Below are 17,866 nucleotides of genomic sequence, written 5' to 3'. Positions count from 1 at the left end.
AAGGCACCGATCAGCCGATCAGGCCCCGGTTCTTCTGCTGGGAGATGTCGTTCGCGAAGTGGGAGACACGGGTGTAGACACCGGGTTTGCCCGCCTTCGCGCAGCCTTCGCCGAACGACACGATCCCGATCAGCGTGTCGCCGACCATGAGCGGCCCGCCCGAATCGCCCTGGCAGGCGTCGATACCGCCTTCGGGGTAGCCGGCGCACACCATGTCGCTCGGGTCGTAGCCCGAGTACGCGGTGCGGCAGGTCTTGTCGCTGACCACCGGGACGACCGCGCTGCGCAGGTAGTCCGACCGCGCGCCGCCCTCGGAGACGCGGCCCCAGCCGAGGACCGTCGCCTTCGTGCCTTCCTCGTAGAGGCCGGCGTCGCCGTTGTCCGCGACCTTCGCGGGCCGGTACGGCAGCTGCCCGCCGACCGTCAGCACCGCGATGTCGTCACCCTTTCCGGGGTCGCCGCTGTAGTCGGGGCTGACCCAGATCCGCGAAACCCGCAGTTCCACGCCGTCCCGGGAGCGCTTGTTGTCCCGCCCCGCCACCACGCGGATATCGGCGCGCTTGACCGCGACCGCGCAGTGCGCCGCCGTCACGACCGTCGTGGAACTGACGATCACCGCGCCGCAGTACTGGTTGCCGCCGCGATCGGCCAGATAGACCGCGTACGGGTGCTGCGAGACCGAAGCCTTGCCACCGCCCACGATCCTCGGCTCGGCCGCCTGTTCCGGGCCGCTCGCCGAGGTGTCGTCCGCCGCCGCGCTGTTGACCGCGACCGGCACCATCACGGCCGTCGCGAGGACCGCACCGACCGCGAGCAGCAGGGTGCGACGTGACTTCTTGGGCATGTTCTGTCCCTTCACCGGGGCGTACGTACGGTCAAACCCTGGGAAGTCATTCGACTCCAGCGCGTACACGAGCGATCGCGAATACCCTAATCGGAGAAAGCCCGATGTGGTGTCACTGAAACGGGTGGACCTGTGCTCACCGAACGCATCTGTCACCCTGGACGCCGTGCGGGCTACGGCGACGGTTCTGGCGGCTACGGCCCTTCTGCTCTTCTCGTGTTCGAGCCCGGCCCCGCCCACGCCGTCCACTCCCGCGGTGACCAGCGCGCCCGCCGAAACCCCTTCGGCGGCAACGACTCCGCCCACCTCCGCCCCTGCCTGGCAGGTCGGCGCGAAGCCGCTTCCCTTGAGTCGTGACGGTTTCGGGCAGATCCTCCCGACTCCTCCCGTGTTGGCGAACCGTTCCCTGCCGACCACCGACCTGCTTCCGCCGCCTGCCGGGAACCGGTTCTCGGGCACGGTGAATCCCGTTCCCGCCGAGGTTCTCGCGCGCAGCACCTGGCAGGCGGCATGCCCGGTCGCCGCGGGCGAACTGCGTTATCTCACGCTCTCGTTCTGGGGTTTCGACGGCCGCGCGCACACCGGGGAAATGCTCGTGAACGCGTCGGCGGCGAACGCCGTCGTCACCGTGTTCGGGCAGTTGTTCGCCGCGAAGTTCCCGATCGAGGAAATGCGTGTGACCGCTCCCGCCGAACTCACCGCTCCCCCGACGGGTGACGGGAACAACACCACCGCCTTCGTCTGCCGTCCGGCGCGCGGCCAGGCGAACTGGTCCGCGCACGCCTACGGTCTCGCGATCGACGTCGACCCCTTCTGCAATCCGTACACCAAGGGCGACCTCGTGCTGCCCGAGCTCGCGTCGGCGTACCTCGACCGGGGAAACCGGCGGCCGGGGATGATCACCGCCGGGGACCGGACCGTGGCCGCGTTCTCCGCGATCGGCTGGACCTGGGGCGGCACCTGGACGACGCCGAAGGACCTGATGCACTTCAGCGCCAACGGGCGCTGAAGCGGGAACAACCGCTCGCCGTGACAAGTTGGCTAGAGTCGGAACCACCCGCTCCCCCGCCGCAAAGGAAGACAGCGTGCCCCACTACGACCTGGTGATCGTCGGTACCGGATCGGGCAACTCGATCCTCGACCCGCGTTTCGCGGACTGGAACACGGCGATCGTGGAGAAGGGCACGTTCGGCGGGACCTGCCTGAACGTGGGCTGCATCCCGACGAAGATGTTCGTGCACGCCGCCAACGTCGCGGCCACCCCCGCCACGTCGTCGAAGTTCGGCGTCGACGAGGAGCTGACCGGGGTCCGCTGGCGCGACGTCCGCGACCGGATCTTCGGTCGGATCGACCCGATCGCCGCCGGCGGCCGCGAGTACCGCGTCCAGCACGAGGACAACAAGAACGTCACCGTGTACGAGGGCGAAGGCCGCTTCACCGGGCACAAGGAACTTCAGGTCAGCTACTCCGACGGCCGTCCGCCGGAGACCATCACCGCCGACAAGTTCGTGCTCGCCGCGGGCGGGCGCCCGGTGATCCCGGACGTCCCCGGGCTCGCCGAGACCGGCTACCACACCTCCGACACGGTGATGCGGCTCGACGAGCTGCCGTCGAGCATCGTGATCCTCGGCGGCGGGTACATCGCGGCCGAGTTCGCGCACGTCTTCGCCTCGTTCGGGGTGGACGTGACCGTGGTCAACCGGTCCGGCGCGCTGCTGCGTTCCGAGGACGACGACGTCAGCGCCCGGTTCACCGAGCTGGCCGCGCAGCGGTTCGACGTCCGGCTCGACCGGAAGACCGTCCGCGCACGCAAGACCGCGTCGGGCGTCGCTCTGGACCTCGAAGGTCCCGAAGGCGCCGAGACCGTCGAGGCCGACGTGCTGCTGGTCGCGACCGGCCGCAAGCCGAACTCCGACCTCCTCGACGTCGCCGCCACCGGGGTGACCACGGGTGAGCGCGGGCACGTCGTGGTCGACGAGTACCAGCAGACCGTGGTCGACGGGATCTACGCGCTCGGCGACCTCTCTTCGGTCTTCGAGCTGAAGCACGTCGCGAACCACGAGCAGCGCGTCGTGCAGCACAACCTGCTGCACCCGGACGAGCGGATCGAGGCCGACCACCGGTTCGTCCCGCACGCGGTGTTCACCTCGCCGCAGGTCGCTTCGGTCGGGCTGACCGAACGCGAGGCGCGGGAGCGTGGCGTCTCGTACGTGACATCGCACCAGGACTACGCGGGTATCGCCTACGGCTGGGCGATGGAGGACACCACCGGTTTCGCGAAGCTGCTCGCCGACCCGGCGACCGGGCAGCTGCTGGGCGCGCACATCATCGGCCCGCAGGCGTCTTCGGTGATCCAGCCGCTGATCCAGGCGATGAGCTTCGGTCTCGACGCGAAGAGCATGGCGCGCGGGCAGTACTGGATCCACCCGGCGATGCCGGAACTGGTCGAGAACGCGCTGCTGAACCTGCCCCTGGACTGACCCCCGGTCGCATTTGGCCCTCTGAATGCGGCTCGTCCCGGCCCGATCGGTGGCCATGTCGCGAAAGCCACTTTCAGGACATCAGACGTCGCGAAAGTGGCTTTCGCGACACGTCTCGACCGCAGGGTTCTCCAGGGGGCACATCAGCGACGCGCTACGGCTCCACTGACGTTGCGAAAGCCACTTTCGCAACCTTGAAGGTTGCGAAAGTGGCTTTCGCAACCTGCCCGCCTGCGCCTTAACCCTCCGCATTTAGAGGACTAGACGCGGTCAAACGACGCGGTCGCAGGCCCGGGCCCCGTTCCGCGCCGCGAGCGCGCTCACCGCGTCCCTCTCGACGTCCGAGGCGCCCATCAAGACGGCCGAGCGGGCCCCCTCCCCCGAGAACCGCTCGCCCGCCTCGACGTACCGGCGGATCGCCGCCAAGAACTCCTCCCGCGCGGACGCCGCCCCTCCCGGCACCGCGCGGACCCCCGTCGCCCCCTTGAGGACGTCCTTGGCGTCGTCCACCCGCGTCGCGACGTAGTGCTGCCACTTGCGCAGCTCCGTCGCGGCGTCCCCCTCCGGATCCGGCCAGTAGCGCTCGATATCGGCGCCGCTGTCCTTCCACACCCGCACGCACACCCGGTCGACGGCGCGGTAGAACTCGTGCGGCGAACCCACCGCCGCGGGCCGTTCCGGCGCCACGGCGACACACACCGCGGCAAAACACGCCAAAGCCGAGCCGTACGCCAGTCCCTCCATCACGCCGACCCCCAGGACCGAGTTTTTGAACAGGTTCAACTCGCTCAGGCTATGGCTCCGCCCCCGGTGGGGTCAAGATGTTTTTGAACGCGTTCAGACGAAGCGGCGGCGACCGGCCAAGGCACCGAAGGTCATCTGCGCGGCGAAGACGGCGAGCATCATGATCCAGGGAACGGTCCAGCCGTGGGTGAGGTCGTGAAGCAGCCCGAAGAGGAAGGGCCCGACGGCGGCCATCAGGTAGCCGATGCCCTGCGCCATCCCCGACAGCCGCGCGGTGTCCTCGCCGGTGCGCGCCCGCAGCGCGATCACCGTCAGCGCGAGCGAGAAGACGCTCATCCCGAGCCCGATGAGGAGGCACCAGAGCAGCGGCGAGGCGGCGGGAGCGACCATCATGCCGACCATGCCGGCGAAACCGGGAACGCCCAGCCCGACGATCCACGGGCTCTGGCTCTTGTGCCGCGCGGCCATCGGCGCGACCACGAGACTGATCGGGACGGCGATGAGCGAGATCAGGCCGAGCAGCAGGCCGGAATCACCCTTGCTCACCCCCGCGTCGATCATCACCTCCGGCAGCCAGCCCATCACGACGTAGGCCAAAAAGGCCTGAGTCCCGAAGAAGAGCGTGACCATCCACGCAAGGGGGCTACGCAGGAGCGATCGCCCGCTACCCTGCTTGCCTGCCTCGGCAACGGGCGCACGTCCCGCACCGCGGGCTGCGAGAATCCAGACGAGGAGTGCGAGCACCGCCAGTACCGACCAGGCGCCGAGACCTTGGCGCCAGCCGCCGAACGCGTTCTCCAAGGGAGGGGTGAGCGCGGACCCCAGGGCGCCACCGCCCTGCAGAGCGGCGGTGTACACGCCGGTCATCATGCCGACACGTGCCGGGAAGGAGTCCTTGATGACGACCGGGATCAGTACGTTCGCCAGTGCGATTCCCGCCGTGGCCACCAGGGTCCCCCCGAGCACGACGTACGGTCCGTCGAGCACGCGCAGCACCAGGCCGACGGCCAGCACCGAAAGCGCGGAGGCGATGGCCGCGCCGATGCCGAACCGGCGGGCAAGCAGGGGCGCGGCGAGACCGGCGGCGGCGAAACAGAGGCCGGGGAGCGTGGTGAGCACGCCGGCCCAGGTCGCCGTGGCGCCGAGGTCGTCGCGCATCTCGCCGAGCATGGGCCCGACACTGGTGATCGCGGGGCGCAGGTTGAGCGCCACCAGGATCACCGCGACACCGAGCAGCACGCCGCCGGTGATCACTCCCGGCCGCCACTCCGTTTCGATCGAGCCTTCGAGTTCAAGGCTTTCGTCGAACGGGGCCACGGATTCTCGAGAGTCGACACGCACGTCGGCTAGTATCACATACATAGGATGATTGGATGAAGGGACAACGCTGTGCCATTGGCCACCACGCGCCGTGCCGGCCTGGTCGATCAGGTCATCGAGCAGCTGCGTGACGCCGTCACGCAGGGAGAATGGCCCATCGGTCAGCGGATTCCGACCGAACCGGAGCTGGCAGGACAGCTCGGCGTCGGGCGCAACACCGTCCGCGAGGCCGTCCGGGCGCTCGCGCACACGGGGCTGCTCGAGGTCCGGCAGGGCGACGGGACCTACGTGCGGGCGACGAGCGAGGTCTCGGGCGCGATCCGGCGGTTGTGCGGTTCGGAACTGCGCGAGGTGCTGCAGGTGCGGCGCATCCTCGAGGTCGAAGGCGCCCGGCTCGCGGCCGCCGCGCGGACCGACGAGGAGGTCGCCGAGCTCAAGGCGCTGCTCGAACGCCGCAACGCCGAGCTGCGCGAGGGCCATTGGGAGGAGTTCGCCCGGCTCGACGCGGAATTCCACTTCGCCGTCGTCCAAAGTGGACATAACACGCTGCTGACCGAGATGTACCGCGGGCTCACCGAGGTGATCACGGCCAGCGTGGCCGCCACCTCGAACGTGACGCCGGGGCGCGAGTACCTGCCGGAGATAGGGCATGAAGGCCTCGCCGAGGCCATCGCCGACCAGGACGCCGACCGGGCCGCCAGCGAGGCGTGCGGTTTCCTGGACGAACTCCTGGCCCGCGTGGAGCAGGACGAGAGCTGACCCTTCAGCGCGTGAAGGCCCCCTTCCTTCGGCTGAGCCGAGGGAAGGGGGCCTTCACGCGCTGCGGGCCGCTCAGGGCAGCGTGAGGATCTCGGCGCCGTCCTCGGTCACCACGAGGGTGTGCTCGAACTGCGCCGTCCACTTCTTGTCCTTGGTGGTGACGGTCCAGTCGTCGGCCCAGATGTCGTAGTCGATCGTGCCGAGGGTGATCATCGGCTCGATCGTGAAGGTCATGCCCTGCTCGATCACCGTGTCGACCGACGGCTCCTCGTAGTGCAGCACGGTCGGCGGGGTGTGGAACGCCGGGCCGACGCCGTGGCCGGTGAAGTCGCGCACGACGCCGTAGCCGAACCGCTTCGCGTAGGACTCGATGACGCGGCCGATCACGTTGAGCTGCCTGCCGGGGCGGACGGCCTTGATGGCGCGCATCGTCGCCTCGCGCGTGCGCTCGACCAGCAGCCGCGCCTCCTCGGAGACGTCACCCGCCAGGAACGTCGCGTTGGTGTCGCCGTGGACGCCGCCGATGAACGCGGTGACGTCGATGTTGCAGATGTCGCCGTCCTCGATCACCGTCGAGTCCGGGATGCCGTGGCAGATCACCTCGTTCAGCGAGGTGCAGCACGACTTCGGGAACGCGCGGTAGCCCAGCGTCGACGGGTACGCGTTGTTGTCCAGCAGGAACTCGTGGATCACCTTGTCGATGTCGTCGGTGGTCGCACCGGGTTTGACGGCCTTGCCGCCCTCCTCGAGCGCCTGCGCCGCGATCCGGCCCGCGACCCGCATCGCCTCGATGACCTCGGGTGTGCGGACCCCGTTGCCCGTGTCGCGTTTCGGCGCCGGCCGGTCGACGTACTCGGGACGGGCGATGCTGGCGGGGACGACTCGCCGCGGCGTCTGGACACCGGGCTTCAAGGGGGAGCGAACGGACATGGGACCAGCCTACGACCTGACGGCTAGCCGAGCCCCGTCAGGAAGCGCTGGGCGGCCTCGACCGCGGGCCTGGACGTTCCCGCGTCGGTCGTCAGCACCGCGAAGGCCAGGTCTCCGGTGTAGCCGACGAACCAGCCGTGCGAACGCGTGCCGTCGCCGAACTGTGCCGTCCCTGTCTTGCCGCGGACGTCCGCCAAGGGTTTGAGCAGCGTCGCCGTGCCGTCGGTGACGACTTCGCGCATCATCCCGCGCAGCGCGTCGAGCACCTCCGGCTTGATCGGCTTGCCGAGTCCGGACGACGTCGTGGCCATCCCCCGCACCAGCGTCGGCACCGGGACCTTGCCGGACTGGACCGTCGCGGTGGCGACCGCCAGCCCGAACGGGCTCGTCACGACGGTCCCCTGGCCGAACCCGTTCTCCGCCCGCTGCGCGACGGTGTTCGCCGGCGGGGCCGAACCGGTGATCGTGGTCAGGCCGGGGATCACGAAGTCGGCGCCGATGCCGAGGTCACGCGCGGCGTCGGTCAGCGCGGCGGGCGGCAGATCGGTCGCGAGTTTCGCGAACGTCGTGTTGCAGGACTTGGCGAACGCCGTGGACAGCGGGACGACGCCGAGCGCGAACTTGCCCTCGTTCGGCACCGTCCGGTTCTCGAACGTGGCCGTGCCGGGGCAGTCGACGGGACTGTCCGCCCGCACCGAACCCGCGGTCAGCCCCGCGACGGCGGTGGCCATCTTGAACGTGGAGCCCGGCGGGAACCGGCCGGTGAGCGAGATCGCGCCCTGCGGGTCGGCTGCGGCGTTCTGCGCCACCGCCAGCAGTTCACCGGTCGACGGCTGGATCGCGACCAGCGCGGAGGCCGTCGGGACCGGGGCGAGCGCCCGCTCCGCCGAACCCTGCGCCTTCACGCTGAGCGTGCTGACGACGGCGGGCGCGGGCTTGGGGTTCTCGGAGTGCAGATCGGTGATCTCGCCGCCGCCCGTGTCGAGCGTGACGACGCGCCAGCCCGCCGAGCCCTCCACCTGGTCCTCGACGAGCGACCGCACCGCGGGCAGCACCTGCTTGCCGAAGTTCTTGTCGTCGGGCAGCAGCCTTTCCTGCTGGCTGAACCGCACGCCCGGCAGGTCGTAGATCTCGGGCCTCACCTCTTGGTAGCTGTTCGCCCGCAGGCTCACCACCGGATAGCCCGAGCCGGGCTTGAGCGTCTTCACCCCGTCGCGGATCGACTGACCGGTCACCGACGCCTCGAACCGGTTGAGCGCCGCGCCGAGTTTGTCGGTGACGGCCACCAGATCGCCGGCCTTCGCCGGGTCGAGCACCACGCTGACGACCGTCTGCGGACGCAGCAACGGCATCCCGTCGCGATCCAGCACCGGCGCGAGATCCGGCGGATCGGCCTTCAGCGCGATGCTCTGCTGCGCGGCCAGCTGCGGATGGAGCGCCGTCGGCAACCAGCGCACCTTCCAGCCGTCCTGCGTGGAATGGACCTGCGCGTCGGCCTTGTACGTCCAGGTCCGGCCGCGCGGCAGCTTCCAGGTGAGCTGGTAGGTCGCCGTCCCGTTGTCCGCCCCGGACGCATGCTGGACCTGCTTGTCCACCACGGCGATCGACTCGGGCGAAAGCGCTTTCCGGGCCATCTCCAGCGACGCGCGCGCGGCCTCCGGCGAATCGGTGAACGAGGCCGCGGCGGCGACGTCGCCGGAGGAGAGACCGCCGAGGAAGCCCGAGATGGCGTCTTCAGGACCGGAATCGGCGAAGAGGCCGCATCCGGCGGCCGAGAGGCCCACCACCCCCGCGAGCACGACGACGGCGACACGACGACCTGCAGGCATGCTTCGGATCCTGCCAGCCCCGGCCCTTCCCGGCCGGACGCGACACGGCCTAGAACAGAACCGTCGCGTACCGGCCGACCTGCTGGAAGCCGATCTTGCGGTACGCGGCGAGCGCCGGGCTGTTGTAGGCGTTGACGTACAGGCTCGCCGTGCGGCCCATCCCCCGCACGAGCCTGGTCACCACGGACGCCGTCCCGGCCGTGCCGACCCCGCCGCCGCGGCGTTCCGGATGCACCCAGACACCCTGGATCTGGCCGACCGTCGAGGACATCGCGCCGATCTCGGCCTTGAAGACGACCTCGCCGTCCTCGAACCGGGCGAACGCGCGGCCGCCGGCGATCAGCTCGGCGACTCGGGCGCGATACCCGGCGCCACCGTCACCGTTGCGCGGGTCGACGCCGACCTCCTCGATGAACATGGCGATCGCGGCCGGGAGATACCGGTCGAGTTCCTCCGGGCGTACCGCGCGGACCAGCGGATCGGCGGCCACGGACGGGATCCCGTCGAGCGCCAGCAGCGGCTGGTCGTGCCGGACTTCGCGGGCGGGGCCCCATTCCGGCTCGAGTTCGTCCCAGAGCCCCAGAACCTGCTCGGCCGGGCCGACCAGTGACGAACAGGTGCGCTGACGGCGCAGGGCTCGATCGGCGAAGGAACGCAGAGCGGAGGCGTTGCCGCGCAAGGGGATCAAGTTCGGCCCGGAGAAGCACAGCCCCTGGAGCCTGCCCGCGCGAACGGGGCGGGAATCCGCGGCCCAGAGCTCACCACCGAGCCGCCAGGGGTCGAGACCCGCGGTCTCCACCCTGGCACTGACCATGCAGCTGCCGACCGGGTCTGTGGCGAGCGCGGCACGGACCGCGGGATAGTCCCGATCATCGAGCAGCCGTGCACCTGCAAGCCGCAACACCACTCCAGGGTGCCAGATGAGCGGCGTAAACGGAACGCAAGCTTCACGACACGCTGAGAGAACTTCGGCAGGTCGAGATCACCACGCCGGGAAAGGTCCGTTCCCGGCGTGGTCTCGACCAGTCAGCCGACGGTGACGGTGGGCTCGCCCTCACCGATCGTCTGGCCCGACTCCTCGGCGATCCGCATGGCCTCTTCGATCAGCGTCTCGACGATCGCGTGCTCGGGCACGGTCTTGATGACCTCGCCCTTGACGAAGATCTGGCCCTTGCCGTTGCCCGAAGCGACGCCGAGGTCGGCCTCGCGCGCCTCGCCGGGCCCGTTGACGACGCAGCCCATGACCGCGACACGCAGCGGGACCTCCATGCCCTCCAGGCCGGCGGTGACCTGCTCGGCGAGGGTGTAGACGTCCACCTGCGCGCGGCCGCACGAGGGGCAGGAGACGATCTCGAGCTTGCGCTCCTTGAGGTTCAAAGATTGCAGGATCTGGATCCCGACCTTGACCTCTTCCACCGGCGGCGCCGAGAGCGAAACGCGGATGGTGTCGCCGATGCCCTGGCGCAGCAGCGCGCCGAAGGCCACGGCCGATTTGATGGTGCCCTGGAACGCCGGGCCCGCCTCGGTGACGCCGAGGTGCAGCGGGTAGTCGCACTGCTCGGCGAGGATCTCGTACGCGCGCACCATGACCACCGGGTCGTTGTGCTTCACGGAGATCTTCACGTCGTAGAAGTCGTGCTCGGCGAACAGCGACGCCTCCCACAGCGCCGACTCGGCCAGCGCCTCCGGGGTCGCCTTGCCGTACTTGTCCATGATCCGCTTGTCCAGCGAACCCGCGTTGACGCCGATCCGGATCGGGGTGCCGTGGTCCTTCGCGGCCCGCGCGATCTCCTTGACCTGGTCGTCGAACTTGCGGATGTTGCCCGGGTTCACCCGGACCGCCGCGCAGCCCGCCTCGATCGCGGCGAAGACGTACTTCGGCTGGAAGTGGATGTCGGCGATCACCGGGATCTGCGACTTCTTCGCGATCGCGGGCAGCGCTTCGGCGTCGTCCGCCGACGGGCACGCGACGCGGACGATGTCACAGCCCGCAGCGGTCAGCTCGGCGATCTGCTGCAGGGTCGCGTTGACGTCGGAGGTGAGCGTGGTGGTCATCGACTGCACCGAGATCGGGTGCTCGCTGCCGACGCCGACCGGCCCGACCTGCAGCTGTCGGGTCTTGCGACGCTCGGAGAGGACGGGAGGAGGAAGCGCTGGCATACCAAGAGCGACAGTCACGCCCTCAAGCGTACCTACCCCGATCGGCGGACATCCACGACGTCAGCCGTCACGGTGAGCAGCATTACCTGGGCAGCGCAACGACGCTGACAGCGCGCTCTCTCGCCGTCCTCCCGCGTCACTGGAACAGCTTGACCGGGTTCACGATGTCGGCGGTGACGGTGAGCAGAGTCACCGCGCCGCCGATGAAGACGAGCACCATCGTCACCGCGGAGAGCTTCGTGTAGTCGACCGGCCCGCCCGCCGCCTTCCCGCGCAGCTTGCGGAACCAGTCCCGCACCCGCTCGTACCAGACGACCGCGATATGCCCGCCGTCGAGCGGGAGCAGCGGCAGCAGGTTGAACACGCCGATGAAGAAGTTCAGGCTCGCCAGCAGGAGCACGAAGATCTCCCACAGACCGCGCTCGGCGGCCTCGCCGCCGATCCGGCTGGCGCCGACCACGCTGACCGGGGTGTTCGGGTCGCGCTCGCCGCCGAAGATGGAATCCACCACCGCGGGGATCCGCGACGGGAACTCGATCAGCCGCTTGGCGGTCTCGGAGAACATCGTGCCGGTGAAGGAGAACGTCGCGCCGACCGCGTCGACCGGGCCGTAGGCCAGCATCGGCGGCGCGGTGTTCTGGACCGGCGAGGCGCCGATCATGCCGACGTCCTTGACCGTGGTGTTGTTGGAACCGTCGGCGACCAGCCGCTGCACGCGCGGCACGTCGACGGTCAGGTTCAGCGTCTGGCCGTTCCGCTCGACCACGAACGGCGTCGGGCCACTGGCGACCTGGACGGCGGCGAGCATCTCGCGCCAGGTCTTGATCGGCTTGCCCGCGACGGAGACGACCTTGTCGCCGGCCTGGAGACCGGCGGTCTTCGCGGGGGTCGGGGCGCCGGGCGGGCAGGCCGTGTCGTTCAGCTGCTCCATGGTGGTGGCCGGACGAGCACACGACGTGGCGCTGATCACGGCCTCGGTGGGCGCGGCCTGCGCGGCCGGATTCGGCAGGCCCATGGTGACGGCCATCAGGTACAGGATGATGAACCCGAGGATGAAGTGCATCGCCGAACCCGCCGACATGACGACGGTGCGCTTCCAGGTCTTGAAGCGCCACATCGCGCGCTTCGACTCTTCCGGGGTGACCTCGTCGAGCGCGGTCATGCCCGCGATGTCGCAGAACCCGCCGAGCGGGATCCACTTCATGCCGTACTCGGTCTCACCGCGGCGGAAGGAGAAGATCGTCGGCCCGAAGCCGATGAAGTAGCGCCGGACCTTCATGCCGAAGGCTTTCGCCGCCCACATGTGGCCGGCCTCGTGCAGCGCGACGGACAGGCAGATGCCCAGCGCGAACAGCACGATCCCGAGAATGAAGACCACGCGCTACTTCCCCTTACCGATCAGCGCACCGGCACGCGCGCGAGCCCAGCGCTCGGCAGCTAGTACGTCATCCACGTCGCGAGGTTCACGACGCCATTCGTCGGCGGCTTCCACCACCTGGGCAATAGTGTCCACAATCGAGGTGAAGCCGGTGTTCTGTGCCAGGAAGGCGGCCACCAGCTCCTCGTTCGCCGCGTTGTAGACCGCCGGGACGCAGCCGCCGACGGTCCCGGCGTGCCGCGCCAGCTCGACGGCGGGGAACGCGTCGTTGTCGAGTGGCTCGAAGGTCCAGCTCGCGGGCTGGTCCCAGGCGCACGCGGCCGCTGCGCCGGGCACGCGGTCCGGCCAGTGCAGGGCGAGCGCGATCGGCAGCCGCATGTCGGGCGGGCTGGCCTGGGCGATCGTCGAGCCGTCCACGAAGGTCACCATCGAGTGGATGATCGACTGCGGGTGGACGACCACGTCGATGCGGTCGGTCTCGATGTCGAACAGGAGCTTCGCCTCGATCAGCTCCAGCCCCTTGTTGACCAGGGTGGACGAGTTGATCGTGATGAGCGGGCCCATCGACCAGGTCGGATGCGCCATCGCCTGCTCGACCGTGACGTCCGCCAGCTCCTCGCGCTTGCGACCGCGGAACGGGCCACCCGAGGCGGTGAGCACCAGCCGGGCGACCTCGGACTCACGGCCGGCGCGCAGGGCCTGCGCGATCGCGGAGTGCTCGGAATCGACCGGGACCAGCTGGCCGGGTTTGGCCGCGGCAAGGACCAGCGGCCCGCCCGCGATCAGCGACTCCTTGTTGGCCAGCGCGAGCGTGGCGCCGGTGGCGAGCGCGCGCAGGGTCGGCGGGAGCCCCTGGGAGCCGGGGAGCGCGTTGAGCACGACGTCGACCGGGGTGGCGTCGATCATCTCGACGACCGCGTCGGCCCCGGCGAAGATGCGCGGGAGCTTGAAGTCGCCGCGGTTGTAGCCGCGCTTCTGCGCCTCGGCGTACAGCGCGAGCTGCAGGTCTTCCACGGCCGTCGGCCTGCTGATCGCCACGGCGTCGACCTGGTGCGCCAGGGCCTGCGCGGCCAGCGCGGCGGGGTCGGACCCGCCGGCGGCGATCCCGGCGACCCGGAACAGCTCCGGGTTGCGGGCCGCGACGTCGAGGGCCTGGGCGCCGACCGATCCGGTCGAACCGAGCACGAGCACACTTCGCGAGGTAGTCATCGGGGCTCATTGTCGCTTGGGGCCCGTCGGGCGCGTGCAGCCAGGTGTGGGATCATTCGCGGGCAAGCGAACCATCGGGTTTTGAGGAGTTGATCGTGGCGAGCAAGGCGGTCGAAAAGCGCGGCCGGGTGGGCGTCGACACCGTTGACCCCCGCGACGAGCCGTCGGCCGAGTGGGGCTGGCACGGTTCCTTCCCGAAGGCGACGCGGATCGCCGGTTGGCTGACCGCGATCATCCTGCTGGTGATGCTGTACGGCAACCACCACGGCTGGACCGAGAACCTGTGGCTGATCGGCCTGTCCCTGCTGCTCGTGTTCGGCCTCGTGCTGGACATCCGCAAGCAGCGCACGGCCTGGCGCAAGTAGCTTCTTCACGGCTCAATGGCCCCTGTCCACCTTCGTGGGCAGGGGCCATCGGCCGTTCTGGGACCACAACTCGTTGACGATCTTGACCGCGTCACCCGCCTCGACGCCGTAGCGATGCCGGTACTTCGCCGCCGGCCGCTGGACGACCGCGGCGACCTCCCCGATGGCGACGTCGTTCCACGAGTCGTTCGGGTAGAACTGCCGCATCACGGCGAGGAACCGGCCGGTCGCCCAGACCGGGTCCGTCCGCTGCTCGAAACTCCCCCAGCTCGCGCGCTGCTGGAAGAGCCCGACCGAGTCGCCGAGGCCGCCGTCGAGGTTGGCGATACTCGATTCGACGATCACCGTGGCGATCGCGATGGCCGCCGCGCGATCGTTGAACCCCGATCTCTGGACCGTCTCGACGATCACTCTGGCGCACGACGTGTTGTACGGGTTCATGTAGCCGCGCATCTTGGTGGCGAGCTGTTGATTGAGGCTTTTGGCCGCGTCCGCGTCATCCGTCGTCGCGCCTGCTTGGACGCAGGGCAGGGCGACGTGTTCGACCTGGTCCGGGCGGATCTCGGTGGGCGGGAGCAGGACGAGGGAAAGGGCGAGGTACGCGGCGGTGAACATGCGGCTCCAGGTGGTCGTGAGTGGCGATTCGTGTTCTAACCCGAATCGCCACTCACGACCACCTGGACCGCGCGCCCGCGTGAACGGCTACCCGACGACCATCCTTTTGGGTTAGGTTCCCCCTCATGAAGCTGCGCTGGGGTGTCACCGCTGTCGTTTCCGCTCTCGCCGCCGTCCTGCTGCCCGGTGTGGCCACCGCCGCGCCCGCCCCGGCGTCCGTGCCGATCGTGCGCTGCGAGTTCACCCCGACGCCGGAAAACCCCGCGGCCCGCCCGGTGCTGCGCCCGCTTCCCTTCGCGTTCACGCGCGGCACCGTCGACGTCACCTTCCGCTTCAACTACGGCCCGGTGACCGTGCGCCTGAACCGCGCGGGCGCCGCGCCGTGCGCCGTCCACAACCTGGCGAGCCTGGCGCTGCAGCGTTTCTACGACCGCAGCCAGTGCTGGCGCCTGACGAACTCGTCGCGCCTCGGAGTCCTTCAGTGCGGCGATATCTACGAAGCCGAGAAGGGCGGGCCGGGCTACAAGTTCCCGGACGAGGTCGACGGCACCGAGACCTACGAACGCGGCACCATCGCCATGGGCAACCAGGGCCCCGGCACCAACGGCAGCGAATTCTTCATCGTGCACTCGTTCGCGAACATCCCGAAGAACTACTCGGTGATGGGCAAGGTCGTGCGCGGCATGGAGGTGCTGGACCGGATCGTGGCGAACGGCATCATCCCGACGGATCCGAACGGTCCGCAGGACGGGCTGCCCGCGAAGCCGGTGAAGATCCAGAAGGCGACCGTGGGTTTCTGATCGTTCAGACTCGCGAGTCGCCGGATTCGACCAGGAGCCCGAGGAACTCGGCGAAATCACGGGCGACCCGGCGGGGAACCCGATCTTCGTCGAGATATACGACGGATGGCTCAGCATCGCCATCGCATTCGCGATAGTCGAGCATGACCGCGTCGTGCCCACCGGAAGGCATGTCGAAGAGGACGATCCCGATATCCGGGTACCCCCACTCCGCGATCATGTCCTTGCTTCCGTGTCCGCCGTTCGAGTCGATTCCCCGGGCGCCGCCGATTCCGATCAGCGATCGCACCTCGAAATGATCGTCCGCCCACGAGGTAGGGAACGACGTCGGACACCGCCTGCGCCGGAGGGACCCGCCGTTCGTCCGGCGCAGGACGTCCAAATAGGACGACGGGAGGCGATACCCGAGTCGTTTCTCGGTCTCAGCGATCAGCGCATCGTCGACAGGTGGGCCGGTGAACATGTCTTCGCTTGCGAACGGTTCGACCACCGTCGTCCTCCCCAAATCACTGCTCGCCGAAGTCAGACAGATTCCTGTGTGAGAACGAATTCGGCGATCTCCTTCCGCCGGAGCACCCTCCACACCGGATCCCGCGTCACCGATGCGAGCCATTCCTCGAAGTCGGTGCCGTCGCTACGAAACCACCACACCGCACGGCTCCCGACCGATCGCAGGTCCACATCCACCCGACAGTGGAACTCGAAGCTGACTTGCGAGTACTCGTCATGCTCACCGGCGGCATCGACGATTTGCATCTGCCGTACGAACCTCACCGCGAACATCGGCTCGGAGAGCCAGTTCACTTCGCTGTACTCGAAAAGAAAACCATCGGTGTCAGTGCCATCTGGCACAGCGAACGCGACGGCTTCGAAGCCGCGGATGGCCGATACGACCTCGTCGACAGCCGGAGGCTTCCGGCGTGATCCAGGCACCCCGAGGAGATCTTGCGCGACAGTGATCGCAGAATCGATCGGGAGCTTCGCTCCTTCGCGGTACACAGACCGCGCGCACAGTGCGAGAGCGAAAGAACCGAAGTCGTCCCCCAGCTTCTCCGGAGTCTTGTCGGCATGAGACCAGGCCAGGACCGGATACTCACCGGAGTCGTCCGGCCGCGAGGAATCGAGGACGACCGCACCACCCATGCCGTCGAACATCACCACGATCAGCTCGGGGGCCAGCCCGTGGTCCCGTCGCATGTCCAAGGTCTCGGCGACGGATCCGAGCAAGCCCGGGCCGTAGCCGGGAGTGCGGTACACACCGAGGAACTCCAGTCCCGCGATGTCCCAGGTGCCGAATTCCTCGACCAGGCGTCGATATGAGGGAGGGAACGCGACACCCAAAGTGCGTTCAGCGGAGCTGATCATCCCCTCGTCCGCGCCGTCGGCGTGGTTCGACAGGTCGCCGTTCGCGCGCACCAGATCGATCAGCCGCTCGCTCGCGTCGACACTCATTCGACGACTCGGCCTTCCACTTCAGCGAGGACGGTGTCCAGGAATCGCCGGAGATCCGGGGCCACCGTGGCGACCTCCGCCTGATCCGCATCGTATGTGCCGGCCAAAACGGCGCCACCGCGAAGCCGGTACACGCCGCGGCCGCTCGTGCTGAGCGCGAACAGCGCGCCTCCCCCATCCGACCCGAAAACGATGATCGAGTCCTCTGTGGCACCGCCGAGCAGGGTGGGCATCGCCCCGCGCAACCCGGCGAGCACTTCCCGCGCCGAATGCACGAAAATGCCGTTACCGAGATCCGGCAACGACACCTCTCGCACGACGGCATAGAAATCCACCAGCTCCGTCGCGCGGCCGAGGTCCGCGAGGAGTCGGCTACCGCCTGGAGCCTCGTACGCCAGGACCACTTGGTTCCCGCCCGGCGGGTAGCCGCACCTCGCCTCGAATCCCCGCTCGAACTCGGCACTCAGGAAGGACATCCGCTGAGTCCAGAAGCGCAGATCCGGTCCGTGCCCATCGAATTTCACGAGTCCCACCGAAGCCCCTGCCGAACCAGGAAGTCGAGAAAGCCGGGCGCCTCACGTTCACGCAGGCCATCTTCGTGGAATCGGAAATCGACCGCTTCGCCACACTCGTTCCCGGTCAAGGTGAAGCCCCACCAGTCCCCGGTACCGACCGGTGCCACCGCGAGAAATCCAGCCTCCCGCAGGAGACCACGATTGACCGAGACGAGGTCTTCTTCCCTCGGGTCAGCTGCGACGACCGGCAGCAGATCGACGAAGAGGAACCCGCCGCCGCCATGTCGCACCATGAATTCCTTGTACTGCGAAGGAAGGCGAACATCGAGCTCGTGCTCGACATGCTCGATCTCCTCCTCGGACGAACGCCATGAATCGAATGGGAAGAAGTCTTCGGGATAGTCCTGAGTCGGCAGCCTTTCCCTGGTCCGCAGCACGAGGGCATCGAACTCATCGAACTCCATGA

The 17,866-nt window shown here is 68.7% G+C and carries 19 protein-coding genes; 5 read left to right on the top strand and 14 right to left on the bottom strand.

Translation table 11 applies throughout. The annotated features are described in order from the left end of the window. Positions 1-10: 10 nt before the first annotated feature. Positions 11-844 (bottom strand): S1 family peptidase, encoded by an 834-nt coding sequence (locus H4W30_RS00685; protein ID WP_192741006.1) that lies wholly within the window; start codon positions 842-844, stop codon positions 11-13. Between the two features lie 346 nt (positions 845-1,190). Here H4W30_RS00685 and H4W30_RS00680 point away from each other — a divergent pair, with 346 nt between their 5' ends. Together H4W30_RS00680 and H4W30_RS00675 are read left to right on the top strand one after the other, a co-directional pair. Next, on the top strand, positions 1,191-1,853 hold the full coding sequence (locus tag H4W30_RS00680) for a M15 family metallopeptidase (protein WP_192742365.1): 663 nt from the start codon (positions 1,191-1,193) through the stop codon (positions 1,851-1,853). A gap of 76 nt (positions 1,854-1,929) precedes the next feature. After that, positions 1,930-3,324, top strand: a complete 1,395-nt coding sequence (locus H4W30_RS00675; protein WP_192741005.1) for a mycothione reductase — start codon at positions 1,930-1,932, stop codon at positions 3,322-3,324. 270 nt (positions 3,325-3,594) lie between these two features. On the opposite strand, the gene H4W30_RS00670 is transcribed toward H4W30_RS00675, so the two are convergent. Together H4W30_RS00670 and H4W30_RS00665 are read right to left on the bottom strand one after the other, a co-directional pair. Beyond that, complete coding sequence (locus H4W30_RS00670) at positions 3,595-4,107, bottom strand: hypothetical protein (RefSeq protein WP_225948707.1); 513 nt, start codon at positions 4,105-4,107, stop codon at positions 3,595-3,597. Between the two features lie 54 nt (positions 4,108-4,161). Further along, entirely contained in the window at positions 4,162-5,409 is a 1,248-nt protein-coding gene (locus tag H4W30_RS00665) for a CynX/NimT family MFS transporter (protein WP_192741004.1), read from the bottom strand. Between the two features lie 48 nt (positions 5,410-5,457). Between H4W30_RS00665 and H4W30_RS00660 the strand changes: the two genes are divergently transcribed. Continuing rightward, on the top strand, positions 5,458-6,147 hold the full coding sequence (locus H4W30_RS00660) for a FadR/GntR family transcriptional regulator (RefSeq protein ID WP_192741003.1): 690 nt from the start codon (positions 5,458-5,460) through the stop codon (positions 6,145-6,147). Between the two features lie 72 nt (positions 6,148-6,219). Here the strand turns inward: H4W30_RS00660 and map are convergent, their stop codons facing one another. The 6 genes from map to dxr form a co-directional block, all read right to left on the bottom strand. Next, the gene (map, locus tag H4W30_RS00655) at positions 6,220-7,077 is read right to left on the bottom strand and encodes a type I methionyl aminopeptidase (RefSeq protein WP_192741002.1); all 858 of its coding nucleotides are present in this window, start codon (positions 7,075-7,077) and stop codon (positions 6,220-6,222) included. 23 nt (positions 7,078-7,100) lie between these two features. Beyond that, complete coding sequence (locus H4W30_RS00650) at positions 7,101-8,906, bottom strand: penicillin-binding transpeptidase domain-containing protein (RefSeq protein ID WP_192741001.1); 1,806 nt, start codon at positions 8,904-8,906, stop codon at positions 7,101-7,103. Positions 8,907-8,955: 49 nt separating this feature from the next. After that, positions 8,956-9,810, bottom strand: a complete 855-nt coding sequence (locus H4W30_RS00645) for a GNAT family N-acetyltransferase (protein WP_126736053.1) — start codon at positions 9,808-9,810, stop codon at positions 8,956-8,958. A 122-nt stretch (positions 9,811-9,932) separates the two neighbouring features. After that, complete coding sequence (gene ispG, locus H4W30_RS00640) at positions 9,933-11,084, bottom strand: flavodoxin-dependent (E)-4-hydroxy-3-methylbut-2-enyl-diphosphate synthase (RefSeq protein WP_167373562.1); 1,152 nt, start codon at positions 11,082-11,084, stop codon at positions 9,933-9,935. 118 nt (positions 11,085-11,202) lie between these two features. Beyond that, positions 11,203-12,444, bottom strand: a complete 1,242-nt coding sequence (locus H4W30_RS00635; protein ID WP_192741000.1) for a M50 family metallopeptidase — start codon at positions 12,442-12,444, stop codon at positions 11,203-11,205. Positions 12,445-12,447: 3 nt separating this feature from the next. Further along, a complete protein-coding gene (dxr, locus tag H4W30_RS00630) occupies positions 12,448-13,653 on the bottom strand; it encodes a 1-deoxy-D-xylulose-5-phosphate reductoisomerase (protein ID WP_192740999.1) in 1,206 nt (401 codons plus the stop codon). Positions 13,654-13,748: 95 nt separating this feature from the next. On the opposite strand from dxr, the gene H4W30_RS00625 reads away from it, so the two are divergent. Beyond that, a complete protein-coding gene (locus tag H4W30_RS00625) occupies positions 13,749-14,018 on the top strand; it encodes a DUF2631 domain-containing protein (protein ID WP_126736056.1) in 270 nt (89 codons plus the stop codon). 12 nt (positions 14,019-14,030) lie between these two features. Here H4W30_RS00625 and H4W30_RS00620 read toward each other — a convergent pair whose 3' ends face one another. Beyond that, positions 14,031-14,633: a hypothetical protein gene (locus tag H4W30_RS00620; protein WP_192740998.1), complete on the bottom strand. Its 603-nt coding sequence runs from the start codon at positions 14,631-14,633 to the stop codon at positions 14,031-14,033. Between the two features lie 125 nt (positions 14,634-14,758). On the opposite strand from H4W30_RS00620, the gene H4W30_RS00615 reads away from it, so the two are divergent. Then, positions 14,759-15,433, top strand: coding sequence for a peptidylprolyl isomerase (locus H4W30_RS00615; RefSeq protein WP_192740997.1), 675 nt, complete (start codon positions 14,759-14,761; stop codon positions 15,431-15,433). A gap of 4 nt (positions 15,434-15,437) precedes the next feature. On the opposite strand, the gene H4W30_RS00610 is transcribed toward H4W30_RS00615, so the two are convergent. Genes H4W30_RS00610 through H4W30_RS00595 form a run of 4 tightly spaced genes read right to left on the bottom strand, consistent with a single transcriptional unit; the run spans position 15,438 to position 17,864 of the window. Continuing rightward, on the bottom strand, positions 15,438-15,923 hold the full coding sequence (locus H4W30_RS00610; RefSeq protein WP_192740996.1) for an SMI1/KNR4 family protein: 486 nt from the start codon (positions 15,921-15,923) through the stop codon (positions 15,438-15,440). Positions 15,924-15,955: 32 nt separating this feature from the next. Further along, positions 15,956-16,885 (bottom strand): SMI1/KNR4 family protein, encoded by a 930-nt coding sequence (locus H4W30_RS00605; RefSeq protein WP_192740995.1) that lies wholly within the window; start codon positions 16,883-16,885, stop codon positions 15,956-15,958. Then, positions 16,882-17,409, bottom strand: coding sequence for an SMI1/KNR4 family protein (locus H4W30_RS00600; RefSeq protein WP_192740994.1), 528 nt, complete (start codon positions 17,407-17,409; stop codon positions 16,882-16,884). Before H4W30_RS00600 ends, H4W30_RS00605 begins: the two co-directional genes overlap by 4 nt. Beyond that, a complete protein-coding gene (locus H4W30_RS00595; RefSeq protein ID WP_192740993.1) occupies positions 17,406-17,864 on the bottom strand; it encodes an SMI1/KNR4 family protein in 459 nt (152 codons plus the stop codon). Before H4W30_RS00595 ends, H4W30_RS00600 begins: the two co-directional genes overlap by 4 nt. Positions 17,865-17,866 lie beyond the last annotated feature (2 nt).

Origin of the sequence: Amycolatopsis roodepoortensis (assembly GCF_014873915.1) — a bacterium.
Classification (GTDB): Bacteria; Actinomycetota; Actinomycetes; order Mycobacteriales; family Pseudonocardiaceae; genus Amycolatopsis; species Amycolatopsis roodepoortensis.
Note: the sequence above shows the minus strand (reverse complement) of the source record. Positions and strands in the feature narration are given on the sequence as shown.